This window comes from Hymenobacter bucti (assembly GCF_042681145.1).
Taxonomy (GTDB): Bacteria; Bacteroidota; Bacteroidia; order Cytophagales; family Hymenobacteraceae; genus Hymenobacter; species Hymenobacter bucti.
On sequence record NZ_JBHUFD010000001.1, the window covers coordinates 909,319 to 926,732 of the forward strand.

Sequence of the window (17,414 nt, forward strand, 5' to 3'; positions counted from 1 at the left end):
TTTATGCGCCTATTGCTACGCTCTCTGCGGCAGCCCCAGCTCGGGGCTTTCTTGTTTATTGCCTGGCTGCTCGGCCTGGGGGCCTGCGAGCCCGTGCTGGTAGAGCCGGCCTACTACGGCACCCTGACGGTGACCGTGCTCGACGGCAGCACCAGCCAGCCCCTGGCCAATGTGTCCATCAGTACTACCCCCGCCACCGGCTCGTTTGTGACCGATGCGAAGGGCCAGGTGGTTATCAGCCAGGTGCCGGCAGGCACCGTAAGCATCGCCGCCCGCCGGGCCGCCTACGACGCCGCCACCGGCACCGCCACCCTCACCGAAGGCCAAACGCAGTCGGTAGTATTGCTGCTCAATAAAGCAGCTTCTACGGCCGCCCCGGCCGCCGCCGGGCGGCCCACGCCCGCCGTGGGGGCCATGGGCTTGCCGACCACCGTGCAGCTCGCGTGGCGCGCCGCTGCGGGGGCTAGCCCCGGCGACTCGCTGCGCTACGAGGTAGTGCTTTTTGAGAGTAATAACCTCAACCAGCGTACGCTCCTCACCAACAGCCGGGACTCTACGGTGGCGGCCAGCGGGCTGCTCTACAACACGACTTATTACTGGCAGGTGACTACGCGCAACGCGGCCAAAGCCAGTACGCGCGGGCCCATCTGGAGCTTCCAGACGGCCGCCCTACCCGACAACCGCTACCTCTACGCGCGCACGGTGGCGGGTAACACTGATATCTATTCGTCGGATGCGCAAGGGGCTAGCGTGCTGCGCCTTACCAGCGCTGCTACTGTCGAAACCAACCCCCAGCTCAGCCCCAATCGCGACCTGATAGCGTATGCCTCCAATGCCAGCGGCCAGTACCAGCTCTACACCATGAACCGCGACGGCTCGGGCCAGCGGCGCATCACTACGCTCTCGGCCGAGGGCTACAACAATGCGGGCGTGGGCTACCGCTGGTCGCCCGACGGGGGGCAGCTCCTCTATGCCCACTACGACCAGCTATACCGCATCAACCGCGATGGCACGGGCCTGGTGCTGCTGGCCACGGCTCCAGCGGGCCGGCACTTCCGCGAGTGCGACTGGACCATGCAGAGCGGCGGCCGCCTGCTGGTGCAAACGATGGGCGTGAGCCCTACTGATTCGGAGATTTACCTGTACAACGTAGACGGCTCGAACCCAGTGCAAGTGGTTGGCAACCTGCCCGGCCGCGTCGACTCGCCCAGCTTTAGCATCGACGGCGCCTCGTTTGTGTACACGCACGATGTAGCGGGTTTCGCTAGCGCCACGGGGCGGCAGCTCGATGCGCACTTGTTCATTCAGGCCGTCAATGGGTCGTCGCTGGTCGATATTACCAGTGGTGCTACCGGCACCAGCGGCAAAGCGGCGGGCACCAACGACCTGACGCCCCGCTACTCGCCCACGGGCTTCCAGCTCATCTTTGTAAACCGCGACAACGACGACATTGCCCCGCCGGAGGTGTGGACCTGCGACCTCAGCGGCCGGAACCGTACGCGGTTGTTTACGAACGCGTTTATGCCTGATTACAAGTAAATAACCTGCCCTAGGGCCGGCGCGGGGCCAGGCGTTAGCCGGCTCTAGTCGTAGCCGCGCGAAAGGGCCGCCCGGCCGTGCCCCCGCGCCGGGCGGTACCTTTGTGGCCCTATGAAATTTGCCACTAAAGCCATCCACGCCGGCGTGCACCCCGACCCCACCACCGGGGCCATCATGACGCCCATCTACCAAACCTCGACCTACGCCCAGCGGTCGCCGGGCGACAACAAAGGCTACGAGTACTCGCGCACCCACAACCCCACCCGCACCCAGCTGCAAGACGCGCTGGCCGCCCTCGACGACGGCCGCCACGGCCTGGCCTTCGCCTCGGGCATGGCGGCCATCGACTGCGTGCTGCGCCTGCTGAAGCCCGGCGACGAAGTCATCTCGACCGACGACCTCTACGGCGGCTCCTACCGCATCATGACCAAGGTGTACGAGCCCCTAGGTATCAAATTCTACTTCGTGCCGATGGGCAACATGGACGCGGTGCAGGCCAAAGTTTCGGCCAATACCAAGCTCATTTGGGTCGAAACGCCCACCAACCCGCTGCTCAACGTCATCGACATTGCGGCGGCCGCAGCCGTGGCTAAGGCGGCCGGCGCCCTGCTGGCCGTCGATAACACCTTCTCGACGCCCTACCTGCAAACCCCGCTGGCGCTGGGCGCCGACATCGTGGTGTACTCGCTTACCAAGTACATGGGCGGCCACTCCGACGTGGTGATGGGCGCGCTGGTGTTCAACGACGAGCAGTTGCTGAAGGACCTCAGCTTTTACCAAAACGCCTGCGGCGGTACGCCGGGTCCCCAAGACTGCTTTCTGGTGCTGCGCGGCCTCAAAACGCTGCACTTGCGCATGCAGCGCCACTGCGAAAACGGCCGCGCCGTGGCCGAGTATCTGCGCCAGCACCCTAGGGTGGAAAAAGTGTACTGGCCGGGCTTCGAAAACCACCCCAACCACGCAGTGGCCGCTCGCCAGATGAACGACTTTGGCGGCATGATTTCCTTCGTGCTCAAGGGCGACCGGCAGGCCGACGCCATTGCGGTGCTCGAAAAATTTCAGCTCTTCACCCTGGCCGAAAGCCTGGGGGGCGTGGAAAGCCTCAGCGGCCACCCCGCCACCATGACGCACGCCAGCATTCCGGCCGAGCAGCGCCGCGCTGCGGGCCTCAGCGACTCGCTCATTCGCCTCAGCGTGGGCATCGAGGATGCCGAGGACCTGATTGAGGATCTGGCCCAGGCGATAGGGTAGGGCCCCTATGTAACGTGCCCCACCGCCTACCAAAGGCCGGAGCCTCGTGAAAAAACGAGTGCTCCGGCCTTTGTGCTGCCCGGCGGCCGGCGCTGGCGCAACTAGTGCCCGCTAAATAGGGTGTTATTTTGCTAGCTCATCCTGAGATTAAATGCGACCTCTTTACCCGGCGCGGCTGCACTGGCTGCTCTACGCCCTGCTCTTCGGCCTGCTCCTACTGCTCACACCGAATGCGGGCTTTAGTTCGGACGTAACCTGTTGGCTGAACTGGGCCACGTACACGGGCGCCCACGGCCTGGGCAATGCCTACACGCTGGAGTCCAATAACTACAACCCCCTGTACCAGTACGTGCTGTTTGGCTACGCCAAGCTGGCGGGTAGCCCTCAGGCTATTGCGGCCTACATCCACTGTCTCAAGTGGTTTACGCTGCTCTTCGATTTTGGCGGGGCTATTATGGCCGTGCGGTATTTCGGGTGGGGCGATGGCAACCAGCGGTTTTTGCTGTCGCTGTTGTTTCTGCTCAATGTGGGCTACCTCTACAATACGGTGGCCTGGGAGCAGGTCGATGCCATTGTGGGCACGCTGGCTTTCGTGGCGGTGGTGCAGGCACTGCGCCAGCGGCCGGTGGGCAGCTTTGTCTGGTTGGTGCTGGCCCTTAATATGAAAACCCAGGCCATTATTTTCTTGCCGCCGCTGCTGCTGCTGTGGGCGCCGCAGTGGTGGCTGGCCCCGCGGCGGCTGGCCCAGGCCGTGGGGCTGGGGGCGGTGGCGCAGGGGCTGCTGCTGCTGCCATTTGCCCAAAGCGGTACGCTGCTCCAGCTCGGCGCAGTGGTGAGCGGGGCAGTAGACCACTACCCGAATGCTAGCCTGAACTGCTACAATATGTGGGTGCTGTTTTTCAGCGATTTCCTGGTGCCTGATTCGCAGCTCTACGCAGGGCTCTCTTACAAAGCCTGGGGGTTGCTGAGCTTCTGCTCGGCTTCGACCATCATCTTGCTGCCCCTAGGGCTGGCCACGCTGCACAAGCTGCGCACGCGCACAACATTTGGGCCGCCCGACTACCCTTTCGTACTGCTCAGCTTGGGGCTAGTGCCCCTGGCATTCTGCTTTTTCAATACCCAAATGCACGAGCGCTATTGGCACCCGGCGCTGCTGCTACTGGGCGCTCACGCCATACTAACGCGGCGCTACGCGCTATTTGGAGTGTTTTCGCTGGCCTATTACCTCAATTTGGAGGCGCTGCTACACTACATAGGGGCTTTTAGCCATTATCCTACCCTCCTTTTTCGGCCCAAGCTGGTGGCCGCGCTATTTGGCGGGGTAATGCTGGGCGGCAGCTGGCAGCTCTACCGGGCGGCTAGCCCGTGGGCGGTGTGGCGGCAGCTGCGGCAGCCGCTACCGCCGCCCGTGGCCGCGCTGGCTTAATCCGCGGGGGCGCGCCCGCTTTGTTGGGGCGCCTAGGTTTGTTTTATGCGCGTTGTTTTGCTTTTGCTGGCCCTCTGTTCTGGTGCCTGCTCTTCTACTATGCTTGTTTCTAAGGCTACATCTTCGACCACGCCGCTGGCTGGCCCCCCGCTGCCTTTTTTAGCGCTCGGCGATTCCTACACCATCGGGGAAGGCGAGCGGGCGGCCCACCGCTGGCCGGTGCAGCTGGCGGCGCTGGCCCGGCAGCAGGGCTTGTTTCTGGCCAAGCCCACCATCATTGCCCGCACGGGCTGGACGACCGCTGAGCTGCAAGCGGCCATTGCGAGGGCCAATAATCAGAAGGCGTACAACCTGGTCTCGCTGCTGATTGGGGTTAATAACCAGTACCGGGGCCAGTCGGTGGCGCTCTACCGCACCGAGTTTCGGGCGCTGCTGGCCACGGCCATTGGCTTTGCGGGCGGGCAGCCGCGGCACGTGGTGGTGCTTGCCATCCCCGATTGGGGCGTGTCGCCCTTCGCTCACGACCGCAATCAGGCCCAAATAGCTCAGGAAATCGACCAGTTCAACCTGGTGGCCCACGAGGAGTGCCAGCACGCCGACGTAGCCTTCGTGGACATTACGCCGCTCACGCGGGCCGCCGCGGGCCACGAAAATCAGTTTACCGCTGATGGTCTGCACTATACGAGCGTACAAATGCGGCAGTGGGCCGCCCTGGCGCTGCCCGTGGTGCAGCAGCAATTGCGCTGAAAACCGGCCTGCCGCGCAATTCTGCCGAAATTTGAGGCGCAGCCGAACGTCATTTGCCGTTCACCACGGCCCGCCTAGCTTGCTGGCGTGGCGCACCGCTCTTGGTGGGCTGCCGCACTATTTCGGCCCCTTATGAAGTACTTATTGCTGGCGCTGCCCGCCACGCTCCTAGCCACGCAGGCTTTCGGGCAACACATTGAATACTCGGCCCGCGCCAACGCCGGCTTTTCGGCGTTCAGGGGCGCTAATGCCACAACAACGACGACCGTTTCGACCTCCACCACCGACGGCGCCGAAAGCAGCCGGGCGGTGAACCCCTACGGCAAGCGCCTGGGCACGGGCGCCGGTATTAGCCTGCGGGCGCAGCGCGTGGGCAAGGCCGGCTTGCTCACGGCTTTCGACCTGGGCTTCGACTGGATGCAGGCCCGCACCGACGTTAACGCTATTTATTACAGCAGCGCCTCCACCAGCTACAGCCGCCCCGCCACGGGCACCGTGCACCTCTACACGCCCAGCATCACGGCCTTTTTGGGAGCGGGCTGGCGCCTAGGTGGTGAAAAGCTGGCCCTCGATGCCGTAGTAGGCCCCGAGCTGGCCTACGTGCTGAACGCCCGCGAAATAGGTGAAGGCAGCTCGTCGGTAAACGGCGGCTGGCGCACCGACCTGAGCCGCGCGCCCGCCAACCGCCTCGACTTTCGGCTGCGCGGCGACCTTACCGTGTGGCGCAACCGGGTGGGCCTGCTGGCGAGCTACTCGCTGGGTTTCGCCAACTACCAGGCGGCCACCACGTCGGTGCCCAGCCCCGATGCCGCGGTGCGCGTGGCCCGCGTGGGCCTGGCGTATCGCTTCAAGTAGCCGCGCTTAAAAACATCTGGCCCGGCCCCGCGTCTAGGTAGCCGCCAGCGTACTCAGCGCTGGCGGCTATTTTATGCTGCTCCAGCCCCGCCACGACGGCCGCAAATATCACAACGTGCTGCCCACCAGCGTTAGTCCGCCCGCGGGCTACGGCGCTCTGCTGCGGCGCTACCTCTTTGAGAAAGCCGAGCGCGAGCCCCGGCAGCCCCTAGGTCCGTTTCGGGCCGAGGCGGCAGCCCTAGGGGCGCCCGTGCCAGCCGACGCGCTGCGGGCCACCTGGCTGGGCCACAGCACGATGCTGCTGGAAGTCGATGGCCGCCGCTTCCTCACCGACCCGGTGTGGGCCGAGCGCGCCTCGCCCTCGCAGCTGGTGGGCCCCAAGCGGTTTTTTGCCCCGCCGCTGGCTTTGGCTGACGTGCCGCCCCTGGATGGCATCATTCTCTCGCACGACCACTACGACCACCTCGACCCACTAGCTATCAAGACGCTGGCCGGGCGCACGGCGCATTTCTACTGCCCGCTGGGGGTAGGCACGCACCTGCGCCGCTGGGGCGTGCCGGCGGCCAAAATCACGGAGCTAACCTGGTGGGATGAGGTAGCCGTGGCACCCGATTTTAAGCTGGTGGCCACGCCGGCCCGGCACTTTTCGGGGCGCGGGCTACTCAACCGCGATGGTACGCTATGGGCCTCCTGGGTGCTGCGGGGGCCGCGGCACCGCGTGTTTTTCGGCGGCGACTCAGGGCCATTCGACGAAGCTTTTCGGCAGATAGGGGAGCGGTTCGGGCCGTTTGACCTGGTGATGCTCGAAATCGGGGCCTCCGATGCCGATTGGGCCGACATTCATCTCGGGCCCGACCAGGCTACGGCGGCCCGCCGGCTGCTGGGCGGCGGGCCGCTGCTGCCGCTGCACTGGGGCACGTTCAACCTGGCGTTTCACGCTTGGCGGCAGCCCGTGCAGCGCCTCCTAGAAGTGATGGAATCGTCTGAGTTGCTGCTGCCGGCGCCGGGGCAGCGCGTGGACGTAGCGGCGGGGCCGCTGAACTCGGGTTGGTGGGTTTGAGTGGCTTGGCTAGCTGGGTTTGTGGCGCGCCGGGCGTGAACCTCACCCCCTAGCCCACTCTCCTTGGGGAGAGGGGGGACTAATTTTAGTCTTAGTCTCTAAAATCTAGAACTAGGGCTAGTCCCCCCTCTCCCCAAGGAGAGTGGGCTAGGGGGGGAGGCCCACGCCCGGCGGGCCACGCCGCCTCACCTAGTAGCTTTCTAAGTATAAAAGATGAAATAAGGCCCGGATAAAACTGACCTTAAATAAGATATAAATTAGCTAAACCATACAGCAGAAGCGAAGTTGATTTTTTCTTGAAGTTGCTTGCGTTGGGTGAAAAGCGGTGTAATTTGCCCGCTGCAATTCTTAAAGAAGAAATAATACTCTACCCCCTTTTGCATGAAGAAAATTCTACTTACGCCCTTGCTTGCCGTGGTGGCCTTGGCTGCGCACGCCCAAAAAGTAACCGTAACCGGCCGCGTGCTGAGCACCACCGGCGAGGCCCAGCCCGGCGCCACAGTGCTAGAGCGCGGCACCACCAACGGTACCGCCACGGGCGCTAACGGCGAGTATTCGCTGGCGGTGGCGCCCACCGCCACGCTCACAATTTCGGCCATTGGCTTTGCTACGCAGCAGGTGCCGGTGCAGGGCCGCACCCGCGTGGAGGTGCGCCTAGCGGCCTCCGCTACCGACCTAGGCGACGTGGTAGTGACCGGCTCGCGCGCCGCCATCGGCCGCACCAACGTGCTGACCACGGCCCCGGTCGACGTGATTTCGTCCCGCGAAATCAAGGCTTTTGCCCAGACCGACGTGAGCCAGGTGCTGACCTACGCCGCGCCCTCGTTTCAGTCGTCGCGCCAGTCGATTTCGGATGGCACCGACTTTCTGGACCCGGCCAGCCTGCGCGGCCTCGGCCCCGACCAGGTGCTGGTGCTCGTGAACGGCAAGCGCCGCTACAGCCAGTCGCTGGTCAACATCAACGGCACCATCGGGCGCGGCTCGGTAGGTACCGACCTCAACACGATTCCGACGGCCAGCATCAAGCGCATCGAGGTGCTGCGCGATGGCGCGGCGGCGCTCTACGGCTCCGATGCCATCGCGGGCGTTATCAACATTCAGCTCAAGGACGATTCGACGCACACCAGCGCCAGCAGCCTGTATGGCCAAACCACGCAGAGCGACGGCAAAACCGAGCAGGTCGATTTCAGCACCGGCATTAACCTCAACCACCGCGGCTACCTCGACCTCAGCGGTCAGTTTCTGAATCGCAGCTACACCAACCGCTCGTTTACTGACACCGCGCCACTCATCTACCTAGGGGAAAACGGCGGCAACTACCCGGCCAGCGCTACCACCGAGCAGTCGCGCCGCGACCTAAAAGCCGCCGACGATGCGCTGGTGACCCAGCGCGGCTTCGACCGCCGCGACATTCGGGTGGGGCAGTCCGACTCGCGCAACTTCGGGGGCATGTTCAACGGGGCCTACCAAGTGGGCGCGGGCTACGAAGTGTACTTCTTCGGCGGCGCGTCGTACCGCACGGGCCGGGGCTCGGGCTTCAACCGCCTGCCCAATCAGCCCGCTCAGCGTGACCTCAGCATCTTCCCCAACGGCTTTTTGCCCTTCATCACCACCGTCATCACCGACCAGTCGGGCACGGTGGGCGTGCGCAAAACCCTCGGCGACTACGCAATTGACCTGAGCAATACCTTCGGGCGCAACAACCTGAACTTCGGCGTCGAGAACTCCATCAACGCCTCGCTGCCTCAGGGCACCACCAACACGGCCAACCCCACCAGCTTCTACGCGGGCCGGCTGGCCTTCATGCAGAACAGTACCAACCTGGGCCTGTCGCGCCGCTACACCGACGTGGGGCCGCTGGCCACGCTCAACGTGGCGGCCGGGGGCGAGTTTCGGGTCGATAACTACGTGATTGGCCAGGGCGAATACGCCTCGTACGTGAACCTGAACCGGGCGCTGCCCACCGGCGGCTTCGCCGGGGCGGGCTCGCAGGTGTTCCCCGGCTACCAGCCGCAGGACGCCACCAACCGCACCCGCACCAACCTGGCGGGCTACCTCGACCTGGAAAGTGACATCAGCACGCGCCTGCTGGTGCACCTGGCGGGCCGGGCCGAGCGCTACAGCGACTTTGGCGGCAACGTGAGCGGGCAGGCCGCGGCGCGCTTCAGCATCATTGATGCGCTGGCCCTGCGCGGCTCCGTCGGCAACGGCTTCCGGGCGCCCTCGCTCCAGCAGCGGTATTTCACCAACGTGAGCACGCAGTTTGTGAGCGGCAACCCGCAGCAGGTGCTCACCGTGAACAACGACAACCCCCTCGTGCGCAATGACTACACCAACACCACGCAGCGGGGCTTTGGCGTGGAGCCACTGCGGCAGGAAAAATCGACCAACTACAGCCTAGGTCTCACCGCCACCATCGCGCAGCAGTTTACCCTAACGGTGGATGCCTACCGGATTGATATTCGGGACCGCATCGTGCTGTCGTCGGCCTTCACGCGGGCCAACCCGCTGGTAAACAACATCCTGGGTACGCAGGCTGTGAGCCAGGTGCAGTTTTTTGCCAATGCCATCAACACCAGCACCAAGGGCATCGACATCGTGGCCAACGAGCGCCTGCCCGTGGGCAGCGGCCGGCTGCTGCTAACAGCGGCCGCCAACTTCAACGGCACCGAGGTCACGAGCTTCAACTCGTCGTCCTCGACCATCAATGGCGACCAAACGGCGGGCGTCGATAACCTGCAAAACCGCCTCTTCGACCGCTCGCAGCGCACGCGCATTGAGCGCGGCAACCCGCGCAGCAAAGTCAACCTGGCCGCCTCCTACACCATCGGCCGCTTTGGAGTAGAAGCCCGCTCGGTGCGCTTCGGCGAGATTAGCACCGCCGACCCCAACCCCACCCGCGCCAACCTCGACCAGACTTTCTCAGCCAAGTGGATTACCGACTTCACCGTGAACGTGCAGCTGGTTAAGCAGGTGGGCCTCACGCTGGGCGTGAACAACCTGTTCGACGTGTACCCCGACAAAATCTACGTCGACCCGCGCAACAACCCGAATAACTTCTCGGTTGACCCCACCACGAGCTTCAGCTCTTCGCTCGACAACTCGAACCGGGGCCGCTTCCTCTACAGCGCCAACCAGTTCGGCTTCAGCGGCGCCTATTACTTCGGGCGCCTGAACATCTCGCTCTAACGCGAAACGGCCTAGGGTAGTACAAAAACGTCCTAAGCTAGTACAAAGCAAAAAGCCCGTTCCATTTGCGTGGAGCGGGCTTTTTGGCTTAAATCGGCCAGCAAAGCTACCTAGGGCTTGGCCGCAGTGCCGCTGCTGTTGCTGTCTAATATCTGAAACAGCTCATCGAGCTTGGGCGTCAGAATAATCTCGGTGCGGCGGTTGAGGGCCTTATCCTGGGGCGTGCTGTTGCCGGCCACGGGCACGTACTGCGAGCGGCCCGACGCCGTGATGCGGCTGGGCTCGACGCCGCTGCTGGTGAGCAGGCGGGCGATGTCGGTGGCACGTAGCGCGCTTAGGTCCCAGTTGTCGGTGATGGCGCCGGTGCCGCGCATGGGTACGTTGTCGGTGTGGCCTTCCACTACTACGTTCACGTCTTTCTGCTCTTGGAGCACGGTAGCCAGCTTTTTCAGCGCTTCCTGGCCTTTGGGGTCCACCTTGGTCGAGCCCGACTTGAAGAGTAGCTGTTCAGACAGCGACACGTACACTTTGCCATCCTTGAGCTTCACTTGCAGGTCCTTGGAGTTGAAGCTGAGCAGGGCGTTGCTCACGCGGGCCTTCAGGTCGTTCACGGCTTTGTCTTTCTCGGCCAGCGCCTGGGTCAGCTCGGTCAGCTTGGCTTCGCGGGCGGCTAAGTCGGCTTTCGATTTGCGCAGGTTTTGGTCGAGCGTGCCTAGCTCGGCTTCGCGGGTGGCGAGGTCCTTGGCCAGCTTGCCGTAGTCGTTGTTGCGGTCGGCGAGGGCGCGGTCGCTGTTTTTGAGCAGCTTATCGTAGCTCTCGGTGAGCTGGCTGTAGAGGGTGCGGGTGCGGCGCAGGGCGTTGCCGTTCTGGGTCGAGTCGGCTACGAGGCGCTTCTGGTCGGTGCGCAATTCGGTGAGGGCATCGTTCGTTTTTTGCAGGTCGGCTTTGAGCTGCCGGGTTTGCTGCTCGGCGGTGAGGCGCGCCTCCTGCTCGTTGCGCTGGCGGGCCTGCAGGTCATCGTAGCGCTTGGCCGTTACGCAGCTCGGCAGCGTGAGGGCGGTGGCCGCCAGCAGCGCCAGCCCCAGCGGATACGTGCGACGAGCCGTAGATTTCGCAGAAAACATAAGCGGAAGAAAAATGAGTTTTGCCTGCCAAGTTACCGCAATTTCCGCCGCCGTACCTTTGCTTCCCCTTCTGCCCCCTGGCCCTGGGCGCGGCGCGGCGCGCGCGGGTCAGCCAGTGGTTGGCAGCCTTGCCCTTTGCCCGTAGCCTGGCGTTGCCGCCAATTCGTTTTTTACTGCTTCTACACGTACTCACCCGCACCTGCTAGCTGCCCGCCGCCGGGCGGCCGCTACCTAGGTTCTCCCCATTATCTATGGCTTGGTTCAAGCGACAGGAAAAGGGTATCATTACCCCTACCGAGCAAAAGAAAGAGACCCCCGATGGCCTCTGGTACAAATGCCCCGAGTGCAAAACGGTGGTCTCGATGGCCGAGCACCGGCGCCTCAGCCACGTGTGTGGCAACTGTAGCTACCACGACCGCATCGATGCCGTCACGTACTTCGAGCTGCTCTTCGATGGCGGGCAGTTTGAGGAGCTGGATGCCAACATGACCTCGGGCGACCCGCTCAAGTTCGTCGATACCAAGGCCTACCCGCAGCGCGTGCAGTCGACCGAAAAAAACACCGGCCTCAAAGACGCCGTGCGCACGGCCCACGGCCAGAGCGCCGGTCAGCCGCTGGTGGTGGCGGCCATGGACTTTCGCTTTATCGGGGGCTCGATGGGCTCGGTGGTGGGCGAAAAAATAGCCCGCGCCATCGACTACGCCCGCCAAAACCGGGTGCCCTTCCTTATGATTTCGCGCTCGGGCGGCGCCCGCATGATGGAGGCCGGCTACTCGCTGATGCAAATGGCCAAGACCTCGGCCAAGCTGGCGTTGCTCGCCGAAGCGGGCATCCCCTACGTGAGCCTGCTTACCGACCCCACCACGGGCGGCGTCACGGCTTCCTTTGCCATGCTCGGCGACTTTAATATCGCGGAGCCCGGCGCCCTTATCGGCTTTGCCGGCCCCAGGGTTATCAAAGAAACCATTGGCAAAGACCTGCCGAAGGGCTTCCAGAGCGCCGAGTTTGTGCTGGAGCACGGCTTTCTTGACTTCATCGTGGACCGCCGCGAGCTCAAGCAGCGCCTCGCCGACCTCCTAGGGATGGTTCAATGAGTGAAAGCGGGAGTTGTGAATGAATGAACCTCAGTAGAAACACTCATTCATAACTCGCTCCTTCACTCATTGAACCAACTTGGCACAGCCTTTGAAAAGCCTACCCCGACAACCGGGGTGGGCTTTTTCGTATAAGGCCCGGGTATCAATCTTTCTTTTCCCCAACACCTTACTAATGACTACTCCCAAGACCTTTATGGCCATGTTAATGGCCTTCGTGATGCTGCTCGGCTCATGCGCCTCAACGCGCCCTGCTTCCGATGGCTCTTTGTCTGATAACAACGGCACCGGGGCCCGCAAAACCGGCATGACCAAAGCCAACAAGGGCGGCCTGCTGGGCGCTGGCGGCGGCGCGATACTGGGCGGCGTAGTGGGTGGCCTCATCGGGGGCGGCCGGGGCACGGCGGCCGGTGCTATCCTAGGTGCTGCCGTGGGTGGCGGCACGGGCGCTATCATTGGCCGCCGCATGGATAAGCAAGCCGCTGAGCTGCAGCGCGACATGGCCAACGCCAAAGTAGAGCGCGTGGGCGAGGGCATTAAAATCACGTTCGACTCGGGTATTCTGTTCGATACCAACAGCAGCGATTTGCGGCCGGCTTCCCAGTCGGATGTGTCGAAGCTGGCGGCTACGCTTCAGAAATACGCCGACACCAACGTGCTGGTAGAAGGCCACACCGACAACACTGGCACCGACGCCATCAACCAGCCCTTGAGCGAGCGCCGCGCCCAGTCCGTGGCCAATGGCCTTACGGCGCAGCAGGTAGCTAGCAGCCGCATCACGACCAAAGGCCTCGGCTCGACTGACCCCATCGCCGACAACACCACGGTCGAAGGCCGGCAGGCCAACCGCCGCGTGGAGGTAGCCATTTACGCCAATGAGAAAATGAAAAAAGCGGCCGAAAACGGCACGCTCTAACCAACTAACTGGCTCCGAAAGCCAATATTAAAAACCTGAGCTCGCATAGCTCAGGTTTTTTGTGTAATAAGCACAACCTCCCACTCAGTCGCTTCGTTAAAAACCAGCTAGTAGCAGCTTCGCTACGTTCCGTTCTTCTAAACCTTCTCTTTCATATGAAATCGTTTGCCAGAATATTCGCTTTTTTATTAACACTCATCGTACTAGCTGGTTCGGCTGCGCAGGCGCAGGACCGCAAAGGCTGGAGCAATAAAGCAAAAGGTGCTGCCATCGGTGGCGGCGCCGGCGCCGTAACGGGCGCCGTGGTTGGGGGTGGCAAAGGTGCCCTCATTGGCACGGCCGCTGGCGTAGTAGGCGGTGGCCTTATCGGCCGCAACAAGGACAAAAAGAAAGACCCAGCCCGCTATTATCATTATAAGAATAAAAAGTAAACCGCCCCACTGGCTTACTTACTGCTAAAAAGCCCGGCCACCAGCCGGGCTTTTTTATGCCCCTAGGGGGCGTAAAACACGATTGGTCGGCAAAAAAACGTTGGGCCGGGCCGGATATTTGGCAAGGTGGTTGCAACGTGCCGAACTTGCCAGCGCATAACCGCACAATTGGACAATTTACCCTTTTTATTTCCACCTATTACATGAAGACCCTACGATTTTCTTTCTCCTACTTGCTGGCGCTGTTGCTGCTGGTAGGGCATTTTGCCCAGGCCCAATCCTCGACGGTAACGACTGATAAGCCCAAGGGCATGACCAAAACCGTGAAAGGTGGTATTATCGGCGGCTTGGGCGGCGCGGCGGGTGGGGCCATCCTGGGCCGCGTAATTGGCGGCAAGTCGGGTACGGCCAAGGGCGCCATCCTAGGTGCCGTAGTAGGTGGTGCGGGCGGCGCGCTCATCGGCCGCAAGATGGATAAGCAAGCTGCCGAGCTGCGCCGCGACCTTGAAGGCGCCAAAGTAGAGCGCGTTGGTGAGGGCATCAAAATCACGTTTGCCTCGGGCATTCTATTCGCGTCCAACTCGTCGAGCCTCACGCCGGCCGCCGCGGGCAACATTGACGAGCTGGCGGCTACGCTCCAGAAGTACGCCGACACCAACGTGGTAATCGACGGCCACACCGACGCCTCGGGTTCCGATGCCATCAACCAGCCCCTAAGCCAGCGCCGGGCGCAGGCCGTGGCCAACGAGCTGACCACCAAAGGGGTGGAAACCAGCCGCATCACGGCTACGGGCTATGGCTCGTCGCAGCCGGTGGCCGACAACACGAGCGTAGCCGGCAAAGCCGCCAACCGCCGCGTAGAAGTAGCCATCTTCGCCAATGAGAAAATGCAGAAAGCCGCCAAAAAAGGCCAACTATAATCGCAGATTTAACAGATTGCGCGGATACGCCTGCTGTGCAGGCTGACTGCTTTTTCGGGTTCTGTGCAGGAAAGGTCGCCCTAGGGCGACCTTTTTTCGTACTGGCTCAGCTAGCATAGGGCAGGCAGTAAAGAGAAGTGGGCTAGGTAAGCTAGCCAGCCTGCGCAGCAGGCGTATCCGCGCAATCTGTTAAATCCGTTAAATCTGCGATGACTTTGGTACAATCTGCGGTGGAAAAGGCGCTGGCCGACCATGCCATCCTGAATGAGTTTTTTGGGCCGGTGCCCACCGCCGCCCGGCGCACGCCCATGCGCGAGCTTATTTCCACGTTGCTTTCGCATCGCACTACCCACGCTGATGAGGAGCTGGCCTATGACCGGATGCTCGAAGCTTTCGGCGACTGGGAAGGCGTGCTGGCAGCCCCGCTCGACGACCTGATTCACGCCATCCGTACCACGCGCTGGCCGGCCACGCAGGCACCGCGCATTCAGGAGATTCTGGGGCGCATCAAAGCCGAAACGGGCGGCAGCTTTTCGCTCGATTTCCTGGCCGACTGGCCCACCGAGCGTAGTATGGCCTGGCTGACCGATATGCCCGGCATCGGCCTGAAAACGGCTTCCTTGGTGCTGCTCTTCAACTTCCGTAAGCCCGTGCTGCCCGTCGATGCGCACGTGCACCGGGTGGCACAACGCGTGGGTTTCCTAGGTCCCAAAGTATCGGTAGAGAAAGCGCACGCCGTGCTGCTGGCCCTGCTCAGCCCCAAGCTCGACCCCGAGGGGCTATTCAATTTTCATAAGCACAACTACTGGCACGGCCAGCAGATTTGCTTTTTCCAGCGGCCCAACTGCCCGCGCTGCCCTCTCAAAGGCTTCTGCGACTACTACCGCGAGCACTACGGTGAAGCCACGTCGGAGGTGCTGGCTGCCACCCCCACGCATTGGGACGCGGCCGCTTGGGGTAAGCTGCCGCACTAACTTTGGGCGGTTAGCTAGTGGCTGCTGGCGGTTGGCTTTTTTTCGAATAAGCTATCTTCGGGTGTCAGCTGTTAGCTTAGCTAAGTAGGCTGCCGCGTAATGAGGCGCCGGATAAAGAGCTACTAGCTACTAGCCAGCAGCTAATAGCCAAAAAAACATGCGCCTCGTTCGCCACCCGGTCCTCTGCAACTACTACGTCACGTACCGCTGCAACGCGAAGTGTTCGTTTTGTGACATCTGGGAAAAGCCGTCGCCCTACATCACGCTGGCCGACGTAGAGCAAAATTTGCGCGACCTCAAGCGCCTAGGGGTAAAGGTGATAGACTTTACGGGGGGTGAGCCGCTGCTGCACCGGCAGCTACCCGAGTTTTTGGCGCTGGCCCGGCAGCTGGGGTTCATCACCACCGTTACTACCAACGGCCTGCTCTACCCCAAGAATGCCGAAAAGCTGCGCGGGTTGGTCGATATGCTTCATTTCTCGCTCGACTCGGCCGACCGCGCCACCCACGACCTAGGGCGCGGCGTGGCCTGCTACGACTTCGTGCTCGAAAGTATTCGGGTAGCCAAGGAGCTGGGCGAGCGGCCCGATATTCTCTTCACCGTCTTCCGCAAAAACCTGGCTGACCTGGAGGCGGTGTACCGCAATATTACGCAGCCTAATGGTTTGGTGCTCATCATCAACCCGGCTTTTGAGTATGGCGAGGTTGAAACCGGCGAGCAGCTGACGGATGAGGAGTTAAGCTACCTTTCGGCCTTCGGCAAAAAGAAAGGCGTGTACCTCAACGAGGGCTTCATCGCGCTGCGGCGCGACGGGGGCAACCACGTGGCCGCGCCCGTGTGCCGGGCCGCCAGCACCACGCTGGTCATCTCGCCCAGCAATGAGCTGGTGCTGCCCTGCTACCACCTGGGCGAGCAAAAATTCCCCATCGGCGGCCGGCTGTTTGACCTATACAACGCCCCCGAAACACAGCGCCTGGCCGCTCTCGAAGGCCGCCTGCCGCAGTGCGAGGGCTGCACCATCAACTGCTACATGCAGCCCAGCTTTGCAGTTGAAACCAGCAAATACTTCTGGGAGGCGCTGCCCAGCACCTTGAAATACAACTGGGAAAAAGGTACCTGGAAGCGACTGCTGCGCGCCTAGGTACCTCCGGTAGCCGGTCAGGCTCGGAAGCGGAAGCCGCCCTACATTTGGCAATTCCACCTTATTTGCTTCGCTATGCCCGCGCTTCTGCTGCCCGTCCACGGTATTATGCCTACCCTGGGGCCCGACTGCTTTTTGGCCGATAATGCGACCATTGTGGGCGATGTGGTGCTGGGCCGGGGGTGCACGGTATGGTTCACGGCTGTGATTCGGGGCGATGTCAACAGCATTCGCATTGGCGACGAAACCAATATTCAGGATGGGGCCGTGCTGCACTGCACCTACGAAAAGGCAGCGCTCACTATTGGCTCGCGGGTGAGCATCGGCCACCGGGCGCTGGTGCACGGCTGTACCATTGAGGATGACGTGCTCATTGGCATGGGCGCCATCGTGATGGACCATGCCGTGGTGGGCCGCGGCTGCCTCATTGCGGCCGGCGCCGTGGTGCTGGAGAATACTGTGTGCGAGCCCGGCTACCTCTACGCCGGCGTGCCCGCCAAAAAAATCAAGCCCGTGAGCGAGGCGCAGGCTGAAGGCCTGCGCCGCACGGCGGCTAATTACCAGCTGTATGCCAGCTGGTTTTGAGGGGTAGGCGGCGAGGAATGAGCCAATGCGGTAGCAGGTAAAGTCCCAACTTCTTTGACAACATCTTGTCTCAACTGCGCTGGAGTGGCTTTGAGGCTAGATATATGGGCTGTAGTAAAGTCTAAGCTCACTGCATTTGCCTTTGGTAAGTGCCTGGGAAAG

The 17,414-nt window shown here is 62.3% G+C and carries 15 protein-coding genes; 14 read left to right on the top strand and 1 reads right to left on the bottom strand.

Going from position 1 to position 17,414, the window contains the following annotated elements; genetic code table 11:
- The first annotated feature begins 3 nt into the window (after positions 1–3).
- The 7 genes from ACFSDX_RS03750 to ACFSDX_RS03780 all read left to right on the top strand — a co-directional run bounded on the left by ACFSDX_RS03750 (position 4) and on the right by ACFSDX_RS03780 (position 10,067).
- Positions 4–1,539 (top strand): carboxypeptidase regulatory-like domain-containing protein, encoded by a 1,536-nt coding sequence (locus tag ACFSDX_RS03750; protein ID WP_382311841.1) that lies wholly within the window; start codon positions 4–6, stop codon positions 1,537–1,539.
- A 111-nt stretch (positions 1,540–1,650) separates the two neighbouring features.
- Positions 1,651–2,790, top strand: a complete 1,140-nt coding sequence (locus ACFSDX_RS03755) for a cystathionine gamma-synthase (RefSeq protein ID WP_382311842.1) — start codon at positions 1,651–1,653, stop codon at positions 2,788–2,790.
- Between the two features lie 151 nt (positions 2,791–2,941).
- Complete coding sequence (locus tag ACFSDX_RS03760; RefSeq protein ID WP_382311843.1) at positions 2,942–4,216, top strand: hypothetical protein; 1,275 nt, start codon at positions 2,942–2,944, stop codon at positions 4,214–4,216.
- Positions 4,217–4,315: 99 nt separating this feature from the next.
- The gene (locus tag ACFSDX_RS03765; RefSeq protein WP_382311844.1) at positions 4,316–4,963 is read left to right on the top strand and encodes an SGNH/GDSL hydrolase family protein; all 648 of its coding nucleotides are present in this window, start codon (positions 4,316–4,318) and stop codon (positions 4,961–4,963) included.
- 132 nt (positions 4,964–5,095) lie between these two features.
- Positions 5,096–5,818 (top strand): hypothetical protein, encoded by a 723-nt coding sequence (locus tag ACFSDX_RS03770; protein ID WP_382311845.1) that lies wholly within the window; start codon positions 5,096–5,098, stop codon positions 5,816–5,818.
- Positions 5,819–5,891: 73 nt separating this feature from the next.
- Positions 5,892–6,878 (top strand): MBL fold metallo-hydrolase, encoded by a 987-nt coding sequence (locus ACFSDX_RS03775; RefSeq protein ID WP_382311846.1) that lies wholly within the window; start codon positions 5,892–5,894, stop codon positions 6,876–6,878.
- Positions 6,879–7,259: 381 nt separating this feature from the next.
- Positions 7,260–10,067, top strand: a complete 2,808-nt coding sequence (locus ACFSDX_RS03780; protein ID WP_382311847.1) for a TonB-dependent receptor — start codon at positions 7,260–7,262, stop codon at positions 10,065–10,067.
- 110 nt (positions 10,068–10,177) lie between these two features.
- On the opposite strand, the gene ACFSDX_RS03785 is transcribed toward ACFSDX_RS03780, so the two are convergent.
- Positions 10,178–11,191, bottom strand: a complete 1,014-nt coding sequence (locus ACFSDX_RS03785; protein ID WP_382311848.1) for an OmpA family protein — start codon at positions 11,189–11,191, stop codon at positions 10,178–10,180.
- Between the two features lie 251 nt (positions 11,192–11,442).
- Here ACFSDX_RS03785 and accD point away from each other — a divergent pair, with 251 nt between their 5' ends.
- The 7 genes from accD (at position 11,443) to ACFSDX_RS03820 (ending at position 17,252) form a co-directional block, all read left to right on the top strand.
- On the top strand, positions 11,443–12,285 hold the full coding sequence (gene accD, locus ACFSDX_RS03790) for an acetyl-CoA carboxylase, carboxyltransferase subunit beta (protein WP_382311849.1): 843 nt from the start codon (positions 11,443–11,445) through the stop codon (positions 12,283–12,285).
- A gap of 220 nt (positions 12,286–12,505) precedes the next feature.
- Positions 12,506–13,201, top strand: a complete 696-nt coding sequence (locus ACFSDX_RS03795) for a YiaD family glycine zipper/OmpA-like lipoprotein (RefSeq protein ID WP_465262254.1) — start codon at positions 12,506–12,508, stop codon at positions 13,199–13,201.
- Between the two features lie 155 nt (positions 13,202–13,356).
- Positions 13,357–13,632, top strand: a complete 276-nt coding sequence (locus ACFSDX_RS03800; RefSeq protein ID WP_382311851.1) for a YMGG-like glycine zipper-containing protein — start codon at positions 13,357–13,359, stop codon at positions 13,630–13,632.
- A 203-nt stretch (positions 13,633–13,835) separates the two neighbouring features.
- Positions 13,836–14,552 (top strand): YiaD family glycine zipper/OmpA-like lipoprotein, encoded by a 717-nt coding sequence (locus ACFSDX_RS03805; protein ID WP_382311852.1) that lies wholly within the window; start codon positions 13,836–13,838, stop codon positions 14,550–14,552.
- 209 nt (positions 14,553–14,761) lie between these two features.
- Positions 14,762–15,526, top strand: a complete 765-nt coding sequence (locus ACFSDX_RS03810; RefSeq protein WP_382311853.1) for an endonuclease III domain-containing protein — start codon at positions 14,762–14,764, stop codon at positions 15,524–15,526.
- 157 nt (positions 15,527–15,683) lie between these two features.
- Positions 15,684–16,667 (top strand): radical SAM protein, encoded by a 984-nt coding sequence (locus ACFSDX_RS03815; protein WP_382311854.1) that lies wholly within the window; start codon positions 15,684–15,686, stop codon positions 16,665–16,667.
- A 75-nt stretch (positions 16,668–16,742) separates the two neighbouring features.
- On the top strand, positions 16,743–17,252 hold the full coding sequence (locus ACFSDX_RS03820; RefSeq protein ID WP_382311855.1) for a gamma carbonic anhydrase family protein: 510 nt from the start codon (positions 16,743–16,745) through the stop codon (positions 17,250–17,252).
- Positions 17,253–17,414 lie beyond the last annotated feature (162 nt).

Bases quoted from the DNA above. Each gene is read 5' to 3' on its own strand.
- ACFSDX_RS03750 (WP_382311841.1), top strand. From the start codon at position 4: ATGCGCCTATTGCTACGCTCTCTGCGGCAGCCCCAGCTCGGGGCTTTC.
- ACFSDX_RS03755 (WP_382311842.1), top strand. From the start codon at position 1,651: ATGAAATTTGCCACTAAAGCCATCCACGCCGGCGTGCACCCCGACCCC.
- ACFSDX_RS03760 (WP_382311843.1), top strand. From the start codon at position 2,942: ATGCGACCTCTTTACCCGGCGCGGCTGCACTGGCTGCTCTACGCCCTG.
- ACFSDX_RS03765 (WP_382311844.1), top strand. From the start codon at position 4,316: ATGCTTGTTTCTAAGGCTACATCTTCGACCACGCCGCTGGCTGGCCCC.
- ACFSDX_RS03770 (WP_382311845.1), top strand. From the start codon at position 5,096: ATGAAGTACTTATTGCTGGCGCTGCCCGCCACGCTCCTAGCCACGCAG.
- ACFSDX_RS03775 (WP_382311846.1), top strand. From the start codon at position 5,892: ATGCTGCTCCAGCCCCGCCACGACGGCCGCAAATATCACAACGTGCTG.
- ACFSDX_RS03780 (WP_382311847.1), top strand. From the start codon at position 7,260: ATGAAGAAAATTCTACTTACGCCCTTGCTTGCCGTGGTGGCCTTGGCT.
- ACFSDX_RS03785 (WP_382311848.1), bottom strand. From the start codon at position 11,191: ATGTTTTCTGCGAAATCTACGGCTCGTCGCACGTATCCGCTGGGGCTG.
- accD (WP_382311849.1), top strand. From the start codon at position 11,443: ATGGCTTGGTTCAAGCGACAGGAAAAGGGTATCATTACCCCTACCGAG.
- ACFSDX_RS03795 (WP_465262254.1), top strand. From the start codon at position 12,506: ATGCTGCTCGGCTCATGCGCCTCAACGCGCCCTGCTTCCGATGGCTCT.
- ACFSDX_RS03800 (WP_382311851.1), top strand. From the start codon at position 13,357: ATGAAATCGTTTGCCAGAATATTCGCTTTTTTATTAACACTCATCGTA.
- ACFSDX_RS03805 (WP_382311852.1), top strand. From the start codon at position 13,836: ATGAAGACCCTACGATTTTCTTTCTCCTACTTGCTGGCGCTGTTGCTG.
- ACFSDX_RS03810 (WP_382311853.1), top strand. From the start codon at position 14,762: ATGACTTTGGTACAATCTGCGGTGGAAAAGGCGCTGGCCGACCATGCC.
- ACFSDX_RS03815 (WP_382311854.1), top strand. From the start codon at position 15,684: ATGCGCCTCGTTCGCCACCCGGTCCTCTGCAACTACTACGTCACGTAC.
- ACFSDX_RS03820 (WP_382311855.1), top strand. From the start codon at position 16,743: ATGCCCGCGCTTCTGCTGCCCGTCCACGGTATTATGCCTACCCTGGGG.